Source organism: Thiocapsa sp., from assembly GCF_011390875.1.
Taxonomy (GTDB): Bacteria; Pseudomonadota; Gammaproteobacteria; order Chromatiales; family Chromatiaceae; genus Thiocapsa.
Genome location: NZ_JAABRP010000015.1, coordinates 1 through 15,119, shown reverse-complemented (window position 1 = coordinate 15,119; position 15,119 = coordinate 1). Strand labels below are relative to the sequence as shown.

General features: G+C 63.8%; 16 protein-coding genes. 9 read left to right on the top strand and 7 right to left on the bottom strand.

Annotated features, from left to right (window positions below; all coding sequences use genetic code 11):
• From GPT33_RS02255 to GPT33_RS02245, 3 genes are all read left to right on the top strand, one after another.
• Positions 1 to 219 (top strand): EAL domain-containing protein (locus tag GPT33_RS02255; RefSeq protein ID WP_296805510.1); only part of this gene is annotated, 219 nt, incomplete at its 5' end.
• A 31-nt stretch (positions 220 to 250) separates the two neighbouring features.
• A complete protein-coding gene (locus tag GPT33_RS02250) occupies positions 251 to 457 on the top strand; it encodes a hypothetical protein (RefSeq protein ID WP_296805508.1) in 207 nt (68 codons plus the stop codon).
• 7 nt (positions 458 to 464) lie between these two features.
• The gene (locus GPT33_RS02245) at positions 465 to 4,439 is read left to right on the top strand and encodes an EAL domain-containing protein (RefSeq protein WP_296805506.1); all 3,975 of its coding nucleotides are present in this window, start codon (positions 465 to 467) and stop codon (positions 4,437 to 4,439) included.
• Between the two features lie 281 nt (positions 4,440 to 4,720).
• Here the strand turns inward: GPT33_RS02245 and GPT33_RS02240 are convergent, their stop codons facing one another.
• Complete coding sequence (locus GPT33_RS02240) at positions 4,721 to 5,320, bottom strand: fasciclin domain-containing protein (RefSeq protein WP_296805504.1); 600 nt, start codon at positions 5,318 to 5,320, stop codon at positions 4,721 to 4,723.
• A 402-nt stretch (positions 5,321 to 5,722) separates the two neighbouring features.
• Here GPT33_RS02240 and GPT33_RS02235 point away from each other — a divergent pair, with 402 nt between their 5' ends.
• Positions 5,723 to 5,908 (top strand): hypothetical protein, encoded by a 186-nt coding sequence (locus GPT33_RS02235; protein ID WP_296805502.1) that lies wholly within the window; start codon positions 5,723 to 5,725, stop codon positions 5,906 to 5,908.
• Between the two features lie 7 nt (positions 5,909 to 5,915).
• Here the strand turns inward: GPT33_RS02235 and GPT33_RS02230 are convergent, their stop codons facing one another.
• A complete protein-coding gene (locus tag GPT33_RS02230) occupies positions 5,916 to 6,809 on the bottom strand; it encodes a glycosyltransferase (RefSeq protein ID WP_296805500.1) in 894 nt (297 codons plus the stop codon).
• Complete coding sequence (locus GPT33_RS02225) at positions 6,806 to 8,233, bottom strand: GH1 family beta-glucosidase (RefSeq protein WP_296805498.1); 1,428 nt, start codon at positions 8,231 to 8,233, stop codon at positions 6,806 to 6,808. Before GPT33_RS02225 ends, GPT33_RS02230 begins: the two co-directional genes overlap by 4 nt.
• A gap of 108 nt (positions 8,234 to 8,341) precedes the next feature.
• Between GPT33_RS02225 and GPT33_RS02220 the strand changes: the two genes are divergently transcribed.
• Complete coding sequence (locus GPT33_RS02220; protein ID WP_296805495.1) at positions 8,342 to 9,316, top strand: metallophosphoesterase; 975 nt, start codon at positions 8,342 to 8,344, stop codon at positions 9,314 to 9,316.
• A gap of 164 nt (positions 9,317 to 9,480) precedes the next feature.
• On the opposite strand, the gene GPT33_RS02215 is transcribed toward GPT33_RS02220, so the two are convergent.
• From GPT33_RS02215 to GPT33_RS02205, 3 genes are all read right to left on the bottom strand, one after another.
• A complete protein-coding gene (locus tag GPT33_RS02215) occupies positions 9,481 to 9,969 on the bottom strand; it encodes a CDP-archaeol synthase (RefSeq protein WP_296805493.1) in 489 nt (162 codons plus the stop codon).
• A gap of 72 nt (positions 9,970 to 10,041) precedes the next feature.
• Positions 10,042 to 10,512 carry a YbaK/EbsC family protein gene (locus tag GPT33_RS02210; RefSeq protein ID WP_296805491.1) on the bottom strand — a complete coding sequence of 157 codons (471 nt, stop codon included), beginning with the start codon at positions 10,510 to 10,512 and terminating at the stop codon, positions 10,042 to 10,044.
• A gap of 147 nt (positions 10,513 to 10,659) precedes the next feature.
• Positions 10,660 to 11,460 (bottom strand): inositol monophosphatase family protein, encoded by an 801-nt coding sequence (locus GPT33_RS02205; RefSeq protein WP_296805488.1) that lies wholly within the window; start codon positions 11,458 to 11,460, stop codon positions 10,660 to 10,662.
• A gap of 76 nt (positions 11,461 to 11,536) precedes the next feature.
• Here GPT33_RS02205 and GPT33_RS02200 point away from each other — a divergent pair, with 76 nt between their 5' ends.
• From GPT33_RS02200 to GPT33_RS02185, 4 genes are all read left to right on the top strand, one after another.
• Complete coding sequence (locus tag GPT33_RS02200) at positions 11,537 to 12,304, top strand: RNA methyltransferase (protein WP_296805512.1); 768 nt, start codon at positions 11,537 to 11,539, stop codon at positions 12,302 to 12,304.
• 24 nt (positions 12,305 to 12,328) lie between these two features.
• The gene (cysE, locus tag GPT33_RS02195; RefSeq protein WP_296805486.1) at positions 12,329 to 13,096 is read left to right on the top strand and encodes a serine O-acetyltransferase; all 768 of its coding nucleotides are present in this window, start codon (positions 12,329 to 12,331) and stop codon (positions 13,094 to 13,096) included.
• A gap of 85 nt (positions 13,097 to 13,181) precedes the next feature.
• Positions 13,182 to 13,664 (top strand): Fe-S cluster assembly transcriptional regulator IscR, encoded by a 483-nt coding sequence (gene iscR / locus GPT33_RS02190; protein ID WP_296805484.1) that lies wholly within the window; start codon positions 13,182 to 13,184, stop codon positions 13,662 to 13,664.
• Positions 13,665 to 13,778: 114 nt separating this feature from the next.
• On the top strand, positions 13,779 to 14,354 hold the full coding sequence (locus tag GPT33_RS02185) for an iron-sulfur cluster co-chaperone HscB C-terminal domain-containing protein (RefSeq protein ID WP_296805483.1): 576 nt from the start codon (positions 13,779 to 13,781) through the stop codon (positions 14,352 to 14,354).
• 78 nt (positions 14,355 to 14,432) lie between these two features.
• Here GPT33_RS02185 and GPT33_RS02180 read toward each other — a convergent pair whose 3' ends face one another.
• Positions 14,433 to 14,861, bottom strand: coding sequence for a rhodanese-like domain-containing protein (locus GPT33_RS02180; protein WP_296805482.1), 429 nt, complete (start codon positions 14,859 to 14,861; stop codon positions 14,433 to 14,435).
• Between the last annotated feature and the right edge of the window lie 258 nt (positions 14,862 to 15,119).

The window sequence follows — 15,119 nt, the reverse complement described above, 5'->3', positions numbered from 1 at the left end:
CGGAGCTTCATCAGCGGGCTGCCGGAGGACCCCGCCAGCGCCGCCATCGTCACCGCGATCACTATGCTCGGCAACAGCCTGGGGTTCGAGGTCCTGGCCGAGGGGGTCGAGACGCAGGCACAGAGCCGGTTTCTACTCGGGGTCGGCTGCCGCCGTGCGCAAGGCTATCTCTTCAGCCCGCCGGTCCCGCCGGAGGCGATCGTTCGGCTCTTGGCTTGACTCGGCCGGCGTAGAAAGTCCCGGGTAGTTCATGAATCGGTCACGATGGGCCTATCATTGCACGGACCACGCAGGCTACGGCCGGATGGCCGGCCTTGATCACAACAGCGCTCCGATCGGCGAAGTGGCCGGGTTGAGCGAGGCCAGTGGGCCGAGAGCGGCATTCGACCGTCCGCGGGCGGGCGAGGAGCTGCAACATCCTGTTCCGAGGGCCACGGGGGCGCTCGGCGAGGCGTGACGACGAGATGACGACACATAAATTTGGCGCCGCCGAGATGACGGATCTTCGCGAGCGCGCGCGCCGTATCCTGCGCGACCATACCTTCGACGAGACCATCGATGCCTTCGAGCAGGGTCATCTCGATTTCGAGAAGCTCCTCGAGGAGCTGCATATCTACCATGCCGAGCTGTACATTCAGCAACAGGCCCTGAACGACAGCCGGGAGATCACCGAGCGCGCACTCGCACGCTTCACCCGCCTCTATCGCGAGCTGCCCGTCCCGGTATTGCTGATCAACGCCCAAGGCCGGGTGAAGGAAGGCAACGCGGCGGCGCAGCGGCTGCTGCCCTTCGATCGTCGGCTCTTCATCCATCTCGCTGTCGAGGGACAGACGAGACTGCTCGAAAATGCATTGCTCGATGCCATCAAGACCGGCCGCGCGGATTGCGGGGAGATTCGCCTGCGGGGCCAAGGCGACAGCATCCTGATCGCCGATCTGCGTCTGATTCGGCTCCCTGAGATGGACGGCAACGAAGCCGAGATCGTCTGCAATCTGGTCGATCAGACCGAGCAGGTCGCGCAGCGCGAGGACCTGGTCGCCGCCAACCGCCGCTTGCGCATCCAGGAAGAGCGCTATCACGTCGTCGCCGACTTCGCACCCGACTGGGCCTACTGGATGGGGGAGGACGGACGCTTCCGCTATGTCTCCCCGGCCTGCGCGCGCATCACCGGCTACCCGGCGGCGGCCTTTCTGAAGGACGCAGATCTTTTGTTGCAGATCATCCATCCCGACGACCGCGAAGGATATTCCACGCACCTGCACGGCGTTCACACCACCCATCGATTCAAGCCGCTGAGGTTTCGTATCTACACCCGCACGGGCGAGTTGCGATGGATCGAGCATCTGTGCGTCCCGGTCAGCGGCGACGGCGGACGCCCGCTCGGACACCGCGGCTCGAATCTGGACGTGACCGACAAGATGGCGCTCGAAACGGCACTCGGTATGGCCTCCGAGGTCATCGATGCAAGCTCTACAATCGCGTTTCATTGGGCACCGGAGCCGGGCTGGCCGGTCATCTACGCCTCGCCGAACCTTCACCGTTGGGGCTACGCGCTCGAGCGGATGATCTCGCGCGAGCTGACCTATCTCGATCTCGTCCATCCCCACGACCGCGACCGCTTGGTGGATGCCTTCAATGCCTTCGGCGAGACGCGACGCGACACCTTCCGACAGACCTACCGGGTTCTCTGGGCCGACGGATCCGAGCGCTGGGTCGACGAGGAAACTCAAGGCGTCTTCGGCCCGGATGATCGGCTCGCCTATTTTCACGGGCTGGTCACCGACGTCACGGAGCGCGAGCAGGCTGAACAAGGCCTGAAACGCCAGTTGGATCTGCAGGCGCTGGTCGCTCAGGTCTCATCTCGCTTTATCGACGCCACCGCCGATACGCTCGAGCCGATCGTCGGCTGGGCACTCGAGCGGATCGGCACCGTGCTCGAAGTCGATCGCTGCTACCTGTTCCGGCTCGCGATCGACAACGCGAGCATGGACATGAGCCATGAGTGGTGCGCCGCGGGTATCGTGCCCTTCATCCAGGAGTTCCAGGGTATCCCGCTCGAGCGGTTTCCCTGGTGGGCCGAGCGGCTGCGCACCCGCACACCGATCTCGATCCCGGACGTCTCGGCGCTCCCGGTCGAGGCTGCGGCCGAACGCGCGGAGCTCGAGCGTGAGTCCGTGCGCTCGGCCCTGAGCGTGCCCATGTCCAGCCATGGCCGGGTCTGGGGTGCGCTCGGGATCGAGACGGTCAGGCAGCCGCACAGCTGGAACGCCGATGAGATTCGGATGTTGCAGGTGATCGGCGATGTGGTCGCCGGCGCCTTGCTCAGGACCGCGTCGGAGGTCGGTCTGGCGGCCAGCGAGAACCTCTATCGGCGCGTCACGGCCATGATGAGCGACGTCGCCTACTCTTGCGTGGAGCTCCCCGGCGAGGCTTTCCGGATCGACTGGATGACCGACTCGGTCGAGACACTGACCGGCTTCAGCTTGGGCGAGGTGCGGGACATGGGATGCTGGCGCTGTTTGCTTATCGACGAAGATACCGGAATCTTCGACGACAAGGTCGCCGGACTCGCCCCTGGAACCAGGGCCGATTGCGAGCTGCGTCTGCGCCGCCGGGACGGAGCCATCCGCTGGCTTCGCGCGACGACCGAATGCGTCGCCGACGACGCCGATCCGAAACTGCGTCGACTCTATGGCGGCCTCGTGGATGTCACCGAGCACAAGTCGCGCGAGGCCGAGATCGAGCGGCTTGCCCTCGTGGTCGAGCAGAGTCCGAGCATCGTGGTGATCACCGACATCGCGGGGACGATCGAGTTCGTCAACGCACGTTTCTGCGAGAGCACCGGGTATCGGCCGCGGGAGGTCCTGGGTCAACCGGTCGATATCCTGCGATCCGCGACCCGCACCGCCGAGGAAGATTCGGTGATCTGGAGCGCGCTGCAACACGGCGAGGTCTGGACCGGGGAATTCCAGAATCGCAAGAAGTCGGGCGAGCCCTATTGGGAGTACGCCCACATCACGCCGTTGCGCAACGAGCAGGGCCTAATTACCCATTACGTCAAGCTTGCCGAGGATATCAGCGACCGCAAGGCACTCTCGCAGCAGGTCAGTTACCTGGCCCGATACGATCCGCTCACCGGCCTGCCCAATCGGACATTGATGCGCGAGCGCATCGAGCAGGCCCTGATCGCAGCACGGCATTCCGACAGGGTTCTCGCGCTCCTCTCGATCGACCTCGACGATCTGAGGTCGGTGAACGACTCGCTCGGTCACCCTGCGGGCGATGAGCTGTTGCGTGCAGTGGCCGAACGCTGGCAGCCACTCTTACGGGAGGAGGACACCCTGGCCCGATTCAGCGGCGACAACTTCATCGTCTTGGCCACCGGGCTGCGGCGGATCGAGGACGCCTCCCTGCTTGCCGATCGGATCTGCGACGCGCTGAGGCAACCGATCGACCTGGGCGAGCAGGGCGTCGTGGTGAGCTGCAGCATCGGCATCGCGCTCTATCCGGAGGATGCGACCACGTCCGAAGAGCTGATCAGTCATGCCGATACCGCGCTGCACGGCGCAAAAATGGAAGGCCGCGGACTCCATCGGTTCTTTACCTCGGCCTTGAACGAAAATCTGCAGGAGCAGTTTCGCATCGAGCAGGCTCTGCGCCGCGCGATCGAGCGTCACGAGCTGCTTCTTCATTACCAGCCGCGCGTGGACATCGTCAGCGGCCGCATTCGGGGTTTGGAGGCATTGGTGCGGTGGAATCATCCGGAGCTCGGATTGATCCCGCCAGGGCGCTTCATCCCTGTCGCCGAGGCGAGCGGATTGATCCTGTTCATCGGCCCCATTGTCGTGCGACTCGTCTGCGAGCAGATCGCCGCCTGGCGCAGGGCCGGAGTCCCTCCGGTACCGGTGGCATTGAACCTCAGCGCCACCGAGCTGTATCAGGATGGGCTTGCCGGGCGGATCGCGAAAACCGCGGCCGAGGTCGGTATCGATCCCGGGCTCTTGGAGATCGAGGTCACGGAGAGCGCGGCCATGCGCTCGATCGATCTGGCTGTAAAGGTCTTGTCGGAGCTGCACGACCTGGGATTCTCCCTTGCGATCGATGATTTCGGGACCGGCTACGCCTCCTTGAGCTACCTGAACCGACTGCCGGTCCAGACCATCAAGATCGACCGCTCGTTTCTTGCCGAGATCGGAAGCGGAGGGCTCGGGGAGTCCCAGGCCGAAACAATCGTCAAGGCCATTATCGGCTTGGGTACAAACCTCGGTCTGCAGGTCATCGCTGAAGGGGTCGAGACAGAGGATCAGAGAACCTTCCTGATCGCTCACGGCTGTCGGGAGGCGCAAGGCTACCTCTTCTGTCGACCCGGACCAGCCGATAGCATCGAGGCAGTGCTCCGGGGAGAAATCATCGAGTCGAGGACCGAGACGGTCGAGTGAGCGGAAAAGGACAGCAAGGGGCTGTGGAGCCGCGGGACCATCGGTGAAAGAGGGCGCACCGCACGGTCCATACCGCGTCGGTTCGCCCTTTGAGCTCATCGTTGCTGGTGATGCAACCGATCCGATCAGCTGAGTCCAGGAACGGTTTTGCCGAGCTGCGACCGCTTCCCGCTTCCATGGCCGGTTGAGCCAAGCCGTGCAAGGCCCAACCGACCGTGGGTGCACGCTGTACCTCCCATCGTCGGCACAACCTGCGGGTATGGAGTTTTCCGGAAACCGCCTTAGAGGATAACGCGATCGATCACATGGACGATGCCGTTCCTGGCGACGATCGACTGCGACACGGTCGCATCACCCACCTTCAGATTACCCTGCACACCCACCGGTACCGTCTCTCCGGCCAGATTCGTGGCGGTCAGACCCTGCATCATCTGGGTGGCGCTCAGGCGACCGGGGGCGATGTGTGCCGAGATCAGCGACTGGAGTGCCACGGGGTCCGCCAACAGAGCCTCGAGCTGCTCCTTCGGAACCCGTGCGAAGGCCTCGTTGCTGGGTGCGAAGACCGTGTAGGGCCCGTCGCCCTCGAGCATCGCCTCCGATCCCGCCGCCTTGATGGCCGCCTGTAGCTGACTAAAGATCGCCGAACCGCTCGTGATGTCGCCGAGCGTCTTCTCCGAAGCGTAGCCGGGTGCGCGAGTGCTGTCGTACGCGTTGAGGGAATCGGACGGCGTGGCATTGACTAATCCGGCGCGCGCCCGCTCGCGGGTCTCCTCGTCCGCATACTTGCTGCCGAGCGCCAGTGCAGTCAAAGGACCTAGGGCCACGGCCAGAACAACGGCGATGGTCCAGGGATTGGTCTCGGGTGCCTTTTCGGTGCTCATGGTCGTATACCTCTGCGTTGTTTGAACGAAGTGAAGGATTGCGACGGTAGCCGATAGCGTCGAGGACGCCTCATCGCCACATTTTCCTACCGACGCGGTCAAGTATTAGGGCGACCTGAACAGAGACAAGAAATACTATTTTCAGAACATGGTCATTTGGCCTTTGGCAGGCGTGACGAGCACACATCAGCACCCTGCTCGACGCGTACCGGAGCCTTCATGCCATACTCTGCGCTTGATTTTGCTCGGTATCCGCAAACATTAGGACTAGGGGCAAAGCAGGTCCTGCCCAGTGTTTGTACAGCCGACTTACCACGACAGTCTTTTAGCCTAAACCCGACAGTTGAACGGCCACGAAGCGGTCAACTGCCGGATCCAGGATCAACGATAGGAGCAACACTGATGTCAGCCGGAGCCGTCAAGGGAATCGAGGTCTTGTTGATCGCAGGCGGCCTTTTCTGGTTCGCCTACTCGCAGATGAAGGCGTTGAAGCAGCCAACCCCGGGCGCCGAGAAGCCGAAGGCCGAGCACGAAGTCGAGTCGGCGGCGCCGGCCGCCGACGACACGTCGGTTCGAGACAAGAGCTGAACTCGCCTCAGCGCGAGAGATAGGCTCGGACGGATTCTTTCAGGGTGTCGAAATTGCGTCTGATCTCGGACATGGCATCCTGAACCTCCGGGGTGACCTCCTTGGAGATCCGGCGGATCGTCGCAGCGTTCTCATCTCGCCACTCCTCCATCCGCTCGCGTAGACGTTTCAGGGTCTCGTCGGCTCCACCGGATTTGTCCTTTTCGTCGTAGCCAAAGCCGTACTCGAATATGTCTTCGGTCACCTCTCCCTTGAAGAGACGGTATAGCTCGACCTGCACGCACTTGGCGCTGTAGCTGAAGCGACCGTCCTTCTCCAAGCGGCGCACGCTCATCCGGATCCGGGTGGACTCGAGCATGTGCAGAGACGCATGGCGAGCGGCGCGTTTGACGAAGTCGTGATCCTCGGCGAGACGCAGCGACTCGTCGAATCCTCCCACCCGATCGAACAGCTCGCGATCGACGAAGATGGCGAACCCGCCGGCATGCGGGTCCGTCTTCAGGCTGAGTTTGACGAAATAGTTGGCCAGCTCGAAGAGCAGCTCGTCGAGCGCATTGTCCGAGTCCGGCTCGAACCAACAGGTGGCAAGCCGCATGCGTTCGGCGTCCATCTCCGCGAGTGCCTTCTCGAGAAAGTCATCCGGCGGCAGAACGTCGGCGTCGAAAAAGAACAGACGCTCGCCGCGTGCGATGGCCGCACCGCGATTGCGTCCGACCGCAGGCATACCCCCGTCGACGAGGGTCACGCCGCGCGAGCGACAGATCTCGCGCGTACCGTCGGTCGAGCCGGCGTCGGCGACGATGACCTCGAAGTCCCGAAAGGTCTGTCGGTCGAGTCGATCGAGCAGCTTGGGCAGCAGACCGGACTCGTTCAACGCGGGAATAATGATGCTTGCTTTCATGGGGTTGCCCTCGCAAGGTCGTGCTCTTCGATCAGATCGAGTGAGTCGTCGAGCGCCGTGGCAAGCAAAGATCGGTACATAGACTCGGGGAGATCGAACCCGCCCGTGCGGCAGACCGAGGCGTACCAATAGGCACTCGACTTGGGTGTGCGTTTCAGCGTGTCGTAGTCGACGTGAACGAGCCCGAAGCGCTTGGACAGACCCAAGGCCCATTCGAAATTGTCCAGCAGACTCCAGACGAAATAGCCGCGAATATCGCTCCCCGCATCCAGCGCCTTGCGCAGCATGAAGAGGTACGCCTCCAGATAGTCGCGCCGCGCCTCGTCCTGCACGCTGCCGTCGGCCTCCACCCGGTCGGCGAAAGCGGCACCGTTCTCGGTGATATAGACCGGCGGATTGTCGTAGCGCTCGCGCAGCCAAGTGAGTGTATCGAGAAAACTGCGCGGGTAGATCTCCCAGTCCATGTCGGTATGCACCGCGTTCGGATCCGGGCTGCGCGCCAAGCGAAAGCCGAGCCATGGCAACCGGCTGCGCTCGATGATGATGCGTGAGTAATGATTCACGCCCACGAAGTCTACAGGCTGGCCGATCAGGTCCAGGTCGCCCGGGCGCAAGGTCCAGTTGAAGACCGACAGGAGACGCCGAACCGGGTTCGGATACCTGCCGGCCAGGATGGGATCGGCGAAGAGCCGATTCGCCAGCGCATCGATACGCTCGGCGATCCGGACATCGCCGCGCCGCCGCGGGATCACCGGAAAAAGATTGAGCGCGGGTCCGACCTGAGCGTCCGGCACCAGGCTCCGCAGCCGCTGCAACGCCGCACCGTGGGCCAGCAGCAGATGATGCGCGACCCGAAACGCCGTCAAGGGGTTACGCCGGCCCGGCGCATGGTCCCCGGAGACATAACCCGCGGCGACCACCGTCAGCGGCTCGTTGACCGTGACCCAATGCTTGACGCGATCCCCGAGACGGCGCGCGACAACCTCGGCATAATCGGCGAAACGCCAGGCCGTCGCACGCGCCTCCCAGCCGCCGCGCTGCTCCTCGAACCAGGGAAGATCCCAATGATACAGGGTCGCGAACGGCCGGATGCCGCGCTCGAGCAGTCCGTCGACCAGCCGATCGTAGAAATCCAAGCCGCGCCGATTCACCCGGCAGTCAGGCCCGCTCATCACTCGCGGCCAGGAGATCGAGAAGCGATAGGCCCCCAGGCCGAGCGTCTCCATCAGATCCAGGTCGTCGTTGCAGCGGCGATAATGATCGCAGGCGATACCCGCGTGGCTGCCGTCCTGCACCCGCCCGGGGCGCGCCGTGAAGTGATCCCAGATCGAGGGCGCCTTGCCGTCGATATCCGGGGCGCCTTCGATCTGAAACGCTGCCGTGGCGGCACCCCAGGTCAGGTTCTCGGGAAATTGAATTCGCATCGTCCTGAAGCCTCTCCCGCTCAATCCGCTACGAGACGGCGTAACGCACCGACCGCGCGTAGGATGCGGGTCACGTTTTCGAGCCCTGCCTTATGATATACCGTGCACATGGACACCGAAGACACGACGAACGATCTCAACGGGATCGACCTCACCAGCCTGACCGCACGCATCGGCCGCACCCATCTGCGCCAACGCTTGGGGCTTGAAGGCGACCATGAGGTCTTCGTGCTGCGCCGGCCCGGCGCCCACTTCTTCTACCCTGAGAATTGGTACTCGGTTCATGGCGTGATTCGCGCCTGTTTGCGTATCAGCGGACTCTATGCCCGCGCCCAGCGCAACGCCTGCAGCATCCAGGTGAAACACCACCGAGTCGCCATCGCAAACCTGCCCTCGGCCTTCGAGGGCTTTCGGATCCTGCATCTGACCGATCTGCACGTGGACATGGAGAGCCGCAACACCCACGCCATCAGCGAGTGCGTGCGCCGCCTGAACTATGACCTCTGCGTGCTGACCGGCGACTATCGCGCACGCACCTTTGGGCCGATCGAGCGAGTACTGACGGGAATGGCGACGATCCGACTCCAGCTCAAGGGGCCGGTGTACGGCGTACTCGGCAACCACGACACCCTGCGTCTGGTGCCGGGCCTGGAGGCGCTCGGGATCCGATTGCTGCTGAACGAGGCGGTCGTCATCGAACGCGATGGGCAGTTGATCCACCTCGCCGGCGTGGACGATGCCCATTACTATCAGGTCCACAACATCGACCGCGCCTCCGCCGAGATCCCGGACGAGGCGGTCTCCATCCTCCTCTCGCACACCCCTGAGATCTATCGGCTGGCCGCCCATGCAGGGTTCAGCCTGATGCTCAGCGGCCACACCCACGGCGGTCAGATCTGTTTGCCCGGCGGCATCCCCGTCGTCTGGGACGCCCGGTGTCCGCGCGCCATGGCCTCGGGACCCTGGCGCTACGGCGCCCTGAGCGGCTACACCTCGGTCGGCGCCGGCACCTCGGTGGTGAACGCGCGACTCAATTGTTTACCCGAAGTCACGGTGCATGAGCTGCGCCGCGCACCCCTTTAAACCGCGTCCCCGCCAAGGTGCGTGGATGCGCCAAACGTCGAGCTCACTCGGAAATCAGCATCTCGCTCTGGACGCGGTTTAACCGCCGTCGCCATTCCGAAGTTGGGCCGATGCTTTGGTGGCGAGCGCGACCGCCAACCCGGCGATTAAAAGGGTTGTCATTCCTATCCGCGGATCCGCTTGAGCATGCGACGCAGCCGCACCGCAAAGGGCGTCAAGGCCAGATCGATCAGCGTGAAGGCGATCACGACGATCGCGACTCGGGATGCCGAGAGATCCAAGACGGGCATCAGAATGATCGTCGGAATGAGCGCCTCCGGAATCTGATCCAACAAGAGGACGGATTCACTGGGCTCCCGCCCGAGACGTCGTTTGATGAAGCTCGCGAGGAGATCCCCAGACATGGCGCCGAGGGCGGCGATCAGGCCGAGGAGCCAGGGTACGCCGAGCAGAACGGCGAGCAACGGCGTCGTCAGCAGAGCGGCGCCGAGACCGCGCCAGGTCTTGGAGGTGCCCAGCCAAGGACGACCGTCGCGAAAGAGGCGCCCGCCGTCGAGCGGATGCGCGAAGCGATTCCCGAGAAGCAGACGCAACAAGACCGGGACACCGTTCGCCCACACGACCAACGCCAGAATCTGTAGGGTCGGAGTCATTGGCGCGGCATGGTTTTCGAAAAGTCACCCCGCGAAAACGCCGCTCGCACTTGAGCGGCATCCCCGGATTCGTCAAAGATGCCGCCCGACGTCGACCACTTCGGCTGCACGCATGAGGTCGGCGAACCGAGCCCCGGAGATCTTGATCAGGTGCTCGTGGTCGCCGGATTCGAAGTAGACCTCCGGCAGATTCATGAGATGACGATCGACGAGCGTCCTCAACTCGTAGGCCGCGCCGACCGGAGGCACGGCTCCGGGTTCGCAATCCGGAAACAGCCCCGCCAGCTCCGCCTCGGTCGCGAGGCCCACCGGTTCGCCGAGGTGCTCGTGCAGTCGCCCGAGGTGGACATGATAGTCAGTCGGGACGACAACCAGAAGATAGCGCCCGTCCTGGTTCACGACGACCCCCTTCGCGAGATGATCGCCCGGGACATGCGCCGCCTGCGCCGTCTCCATGCTCGCACCCGTGTGCGGATGACGAACCAAGGTGAAGTCGATACATTGTTCCTTGAGGTAAGACTCGAGCGTGCACGGGATGGACATGATGACCTCCTCCGGTGATTGACCCACAGAGAAGTCTAGACCCTCCGAGCGGGATTGGTCATCGCTCGCCGGAATCCCCGGACACGCCGGAAGGAGCACTCAAGACCGCGCTCAAGCAAGCTAAGCACATTTCGTGCCGGTCGCGGTTTAAGCCTTCAACTGCTCGGTGAGATGCGGCGTCAGGAGATCCAGCATCGCGCGATGCACCTTGAGGTTCCCTGCGATCAGATTGCCGGTCTCGAGAAAAGTCTTTCCGCCGGCGAGGTCCGTGACGGTGCCGCCGGCCTCGGTGACGAGGAGCGCGCCCGCCGCGCAATCCCATTCGGAGAGACCGATCTCCCAGAATCCGTCGGTCCGCCCGGCCGCCACGTAGGCGAGATCGAGCGCGGCCGAGCCCGGCCGGCGCAGGCCCGCGGTCGCCAGGGTCATGTCCTTGAACATGCGCAGATAGGCGTCGATGTGGCGCTGATCGCGGAAGGGGAAGCCGGTTCCGATCAGGCCGCCTTCGAGCGAGGGACGATTGGCGACCCGGATCTTGCGGTCGTTCAGTTGCGCCCCCTGACCGCGGGCGGCACTGTACATCTCCTCGCGCAGCGGATCGTAGACCACGCCGCACTCGAGCTGACCCTTGTGTTTGAGCGCGATCGAGACCGAGAACTGCGGAAAACCGTGCAGATAATTGGTCGTGCCGTCGAGCGGATCGATGATCCACTGGAAATCGCCTCGACCCTGCGCGCCGCTTTCCTCGGCGAGGATCGCATGATCCGGGAAGCGTGCCCGCAGCTCCTGGATGATGATCGCCTCCGCACCGCGATCGATGTCGCTCACGAAGTCATTGCGGCTCTTGGACTCGATCTTCAGCGAGTCGACGCGGTCCATGTAGCGCAGCAGCAGCTTGCCGGCACTGCGTGCGGCGCGAATGGCGATATTGAGGCTTGGATGTTGCATAGTGTGCAAGATAACCGATGCGCGTTACCGATCAAAGATTGACAATCTACTGATGTTCTGAAGAACTTGCATCATGATGACAGAGAACCCCGACAACGCGCTCGCGCGCATCCGTTTCGTCCTGGTTGAACCCACTCTCAGCGGGAACATCGGGGCCGTCGCCAGGGCCATGAAGACCATGGGTCTCTCGCGCATGGAGCTGGTCGCACCCAAGCAGCTTCCGGATGCCGAGGCATTGGCCCGAGCCTGCGGAGCGGACGACCTGCTGCAGCACGCAGGGATCCATGCGGAACTGCCCGAAGCGATCGCCGAGTGTCGACTCGTGATCGGCACGAGCGCGCGCCGGCGCACGCTCGACTGGGATACCCTGGAGCCTCCCGAAGCAGCCCGGCGACTCCTCGCCGAGGCAGCCGTGGGCGAGGTCGCGCTGCTGCTCGGACGCGAAAGCTCCGGCCTGTCCAACGCGGAGCTGGCACGCTGCCAGTTTCTCGTCCACATCCCGACGAACCCGGACTTCAGCTCGCTCAACCTGGCGGCCGCGGCCCAGGTCTTCGCCTACGAGATTCGCCGCTGTCGGCGCGAGGATCTCACCGAGCCGTCGCACGACATCCAGCGCGATCTCGCCACTGCGCAGGAGCTCGAGGGTCTGCACGGTCACCTCGCCGACACCCTGCGCGACATCGGATTCGGCGATCCCGACAGCTCCAAGAAGCTGCTCCTGCGCCTGCGCCACCTCTTCAATCGCGCTCGCCCGGATCGGGTCGAGATCAATATCCTGCGCGGCATCCTGAGCGCCGCGCAAGGGCGCAAGGGCGGCAAACGGCCGACGACTTCGGCCGACTGAATCGACGTTTCAAAGGCTTGCATCATGTTCGAACGATTGAAGGAAGACATCGGCTGCGTCTTCGAGCGCGACCCGGCAGCGCGCACGGCGTTCGAGGTCTTCACCACCTACCCGGGCCTGCACGCCGTGCTGGTCCATCGGCTGACGCACCGGCTGTGGAAACGCAATCTCAAATGGCTCGCCCGCGTCCTATCCAATCTGGCGCGACTCTTTACCGGGATCGAGATCCATCCGGGCGCCGTGATCGGCCGACGCTTCTTCATCGATCACGGAATGGGCGTAGTGATCGGTGAAACGGCGGTGATCGGCGACGACTGCACCCTCTATCACGGGGTGACCTTGGGCGGCACCACCTGGCAGAAGGGCAAGCGCCATCCGACCTTGGGACGCGACGTGGTCGTCGGCGCCGGGGCCAAGGTCCTGGGTCCGCTCTTGATCGGCGACGGGGTACGCATCGGCTCCAATGCGGTGGTCGTGAAATCGGTTCCGGCGGGCGCGACGGTGGTCGGCGTCCCCGGCCGCATCATCGAGCCGCCGAAGGACGCGACCACGCGCCGGCGGGCCGACACCGCCAAGCGGATCGGCTTCGATGCCTACGGCGCCACACGCGATGCGCCGGATCCGATCGCCAACGCCATCAACCGTATGCTCGACCATATTCACCACATGGATCAACGCGTCGAGCAGATGTCCCGAGCGCTCGAAAGCCGCGGCATCATGCAGCATTTCGAGCACGATCCCACGCTCGACGAGGTCGAGATCCCGCCCGCAACCGACCGGCCCCAGGTTTAATCGCAATTTTGGTATGGATTAATTGATCGCCGTGGTCGGGTACCGTATCATGCTGCAGGATATCGACTAACGGAGCGAAGCGCACGTGAGACTGACCACGAAGGGCCGCTACGCGGTCACGGCAATGCTCGACCTGGCCATCCATCAGGGCCAGGGCCCCATCGCGTTGGCCGACATCGCCCAACGCCAAGGCATTTCGCTGTCCTATCTCGAGCAACTCTTCGCGAAGCTGCGTCGGCGCGCGCTCGTGACCAGCGTCCGCGGGCCCGGCGGCGGATACAATCTGGCGCGCCAAGCCGCCGACATCCATATCGCCGAGGTCATCGCGGCGGTGGACGAGAACGTCGACACGACCCGCTGCGGCGGCGCGCACAACTGCCAGAACAATGGCCCCTGCCTGACCCACGACCTCTGGCACGATCTGAGCGAGCGTATCTACGATTATCTCAATCGCATCAGCCTTCAGCAGCTTGTGGACCGCCGCGACGAAGCGGGCAATCGTCCCGGCACGACCTGCACCGCCGTCGACGTCAAGCTCGGCGTGCAGCGCATCGTTGCCAACGCCTGACCCAACGCCGCGCATCCGAGCTGCCGCCGATGACGCCGGCGGCTTGCCTTGGGTGACCTGCAAGCACTAGCATTCGGGTTCGGTTGTCGGATTCCGGGTCGAGGCGCGCCGCAGGTGGCAACGATCTCCGCCGTTGTGGACGGCTCCAAAAACTATTTCGATCTCTTCGATCTACCGATCGGATTTATCGTCGACCAATCCCGCCTTTGCGAGCGCTACCGAGCACTGCTCGACGGGGACTTGGCGACCTCGTTCGGCGCTCCGGAATCGGCGGATGACTCCACGCCCGAGCCGTCGCCGATCGAGATCGAGCTGGCATACCAAACCTTGCTCGACCCCTTGGCCCGCGCTGCCTACCTTCTCGATCTTCTGGAGTGCCGAAGCGAAGGCTACGGCACGAGGGACGGCGAGTATGGCGCCTTCGAGGGCTTCCTGATGGCCGAGATCGAGCTGCGGGAAAGCCTCGACGAGGCGACCAGCCGGCCAGATCCGGCTTCAGCCGTGGCCGGAATGCTGACCCATCTTGCGGAGCAGGGGGCGTCCTTGGAGAAGGATCTGCAGCGTTTGCTTGCCGATCCGTCGCCGCAGAACCTGACCGCGGCACGCGAGATCCTGCGCCGGCTCGAGCTCGTCGGGACCTGTCGACGTGAGGCGGAGGACCGTCGAGCGGCCTTGACGGACCGGGCCTGAGCCCTTGCGTCGAGTGCCCGTCTGAGCAACCCCGGCCCGAGACGGACCGGGCCGGGCGTCACGCAGCGCCTATCGGACTCAGCACTGCTCCCACGGCAAGCCGCGGAAGCGCCAACCGCCTTGGGTGCTTCTGTGGTGCTGTTCGTCGAGATCGCCCTCGAAGCCCTCGTCGACGTGATAGACGGTCTTGAGCCCGTCCTTGACCAACGCCTTACCGGCTTCGAGCGAGCGCTTTCCGCTGCGACAGATCAGGATGACAGGCGCGCATGCCGCGCCCGGCTCGCAGACGGCGCCGCCGAGCAAGAGCTTGCGGATCTCGGTCACGAAATGGGGGTTGACCACCCAATCCGGCTCGTCGATCCAGGGGACATGCACGGCACCCTTGGGATGACCCACGAAGAGAAACTCCATCGAGGAGCGAATATCGACAAGAACCGCCTGGGGATGCTCTTGAAGCATGTCGAAGGCCTCTTGGGGCGTCAGTGATCTGGGATGATCGTCATTCACGCGGGGATACCTCGTTTGGTGGTCGTTGTTGTTGTGCTTGATCGCTGCGTCGCCCGCCGTCGGACCGCCGTTGAAACGGAGAGAATCCCGACGACACCCGATGGAGGCAAGCGGCGCCCCGCAGTTTAACAAGCGACTCGGATCTGTCATTCGAATACGAAGCGCGACGCAGCGTTGTATCCTAAACCGCGCCAGCTCCGACAGTCGTCGGGGCTGGCGCGGCCAAGCCATTCCAACAAATGACGCATATCGCACCGG

Bases quoted from the DNA above. Each gene is read 5' to 3' on its own strand.
- GPT33_RS02250 (WP_296805508.1), top strand. From the start codon at position 251: ATGAATCGGTCACGATGGGCCTATCATTGCACGGACCACGCAGGCTAC.
- GPT33_RS02245 (WP_296805506.1), top strand. From the start codon at position 465: ATGACGACACATAAATTTGGCGCCGCCGAGATGACGGATCTTCGCGAG.
- GPT33_RS02240 (WP_296805504.1), bottom strand. From the start codon at position 5,320: ATGAGCACCGAAAAGGCACCCGAGACCAATCCCTGGACCATCGCCGTT.
- GPT33_RS02235 (WP_296805502.1), top strand. From the start codon at position 5,723: ATGTCAGCCGGAGCCGTCAAGGGAATCGAGGTCTTGTTGATCGCAGGC.
- GPT33_RS02230 (WP_296805500.1), bottom strand. From the start codon at position 6,809: ATGAAAGCAAGCATCATTATTCCCGCGTTGAACGAGTCCGGTCTGCTG.
- GPT33_RS02225 (WP_296805498.1), bottom strand. From the start codon at position 8,233: ATGCGAATTCAATTTCCCGAGAACCTGACCTGGGGTGCCGCCACGGCA.
- GPT33_RS02220 (WP_296805495.1), top strand. From the start codon at position 8,342: ATGGACACCGAAGACACGACGAACGATCTCAACGGGATCGACCTCACC.
- GPT33_RS02215 (WP_296805493.1), bottom strand. From the start codon at position 9,969: ATGACTCCGACCCTACAGATTCTGGCGTTGGTCGTGTGGGCGAACGGT.
- GPT33_RS02210 (WP_296805491.1), bottom strand. From the start codon at position 10,512: ATGTCCATCCCGTGCACGCTCGAGTCTTACCTCAAGGAACAATGTATC.
- GPT33_RS02205 (WP_296805488.1), bottom strand. From the start codon at position 11,460: ATGCAACATCCAAGCCTCAATATCGCCATTCGCGCCGCACGCAGTGCC.
- GPT33_RS02200 (WP_296805512.1), top strand. From the start codon at position 11,537: ATGACAGAGAACCCCGACAACGCGCTCGCGCGCATCCGTTTCGTCCTG.
- cysE (WP_296805486.1), top strand. From the start codon at position 12,329: ATGTTCGAACGATTGAAGGAAGACATCGGCTGCGTCTTCGAGCGCGAC.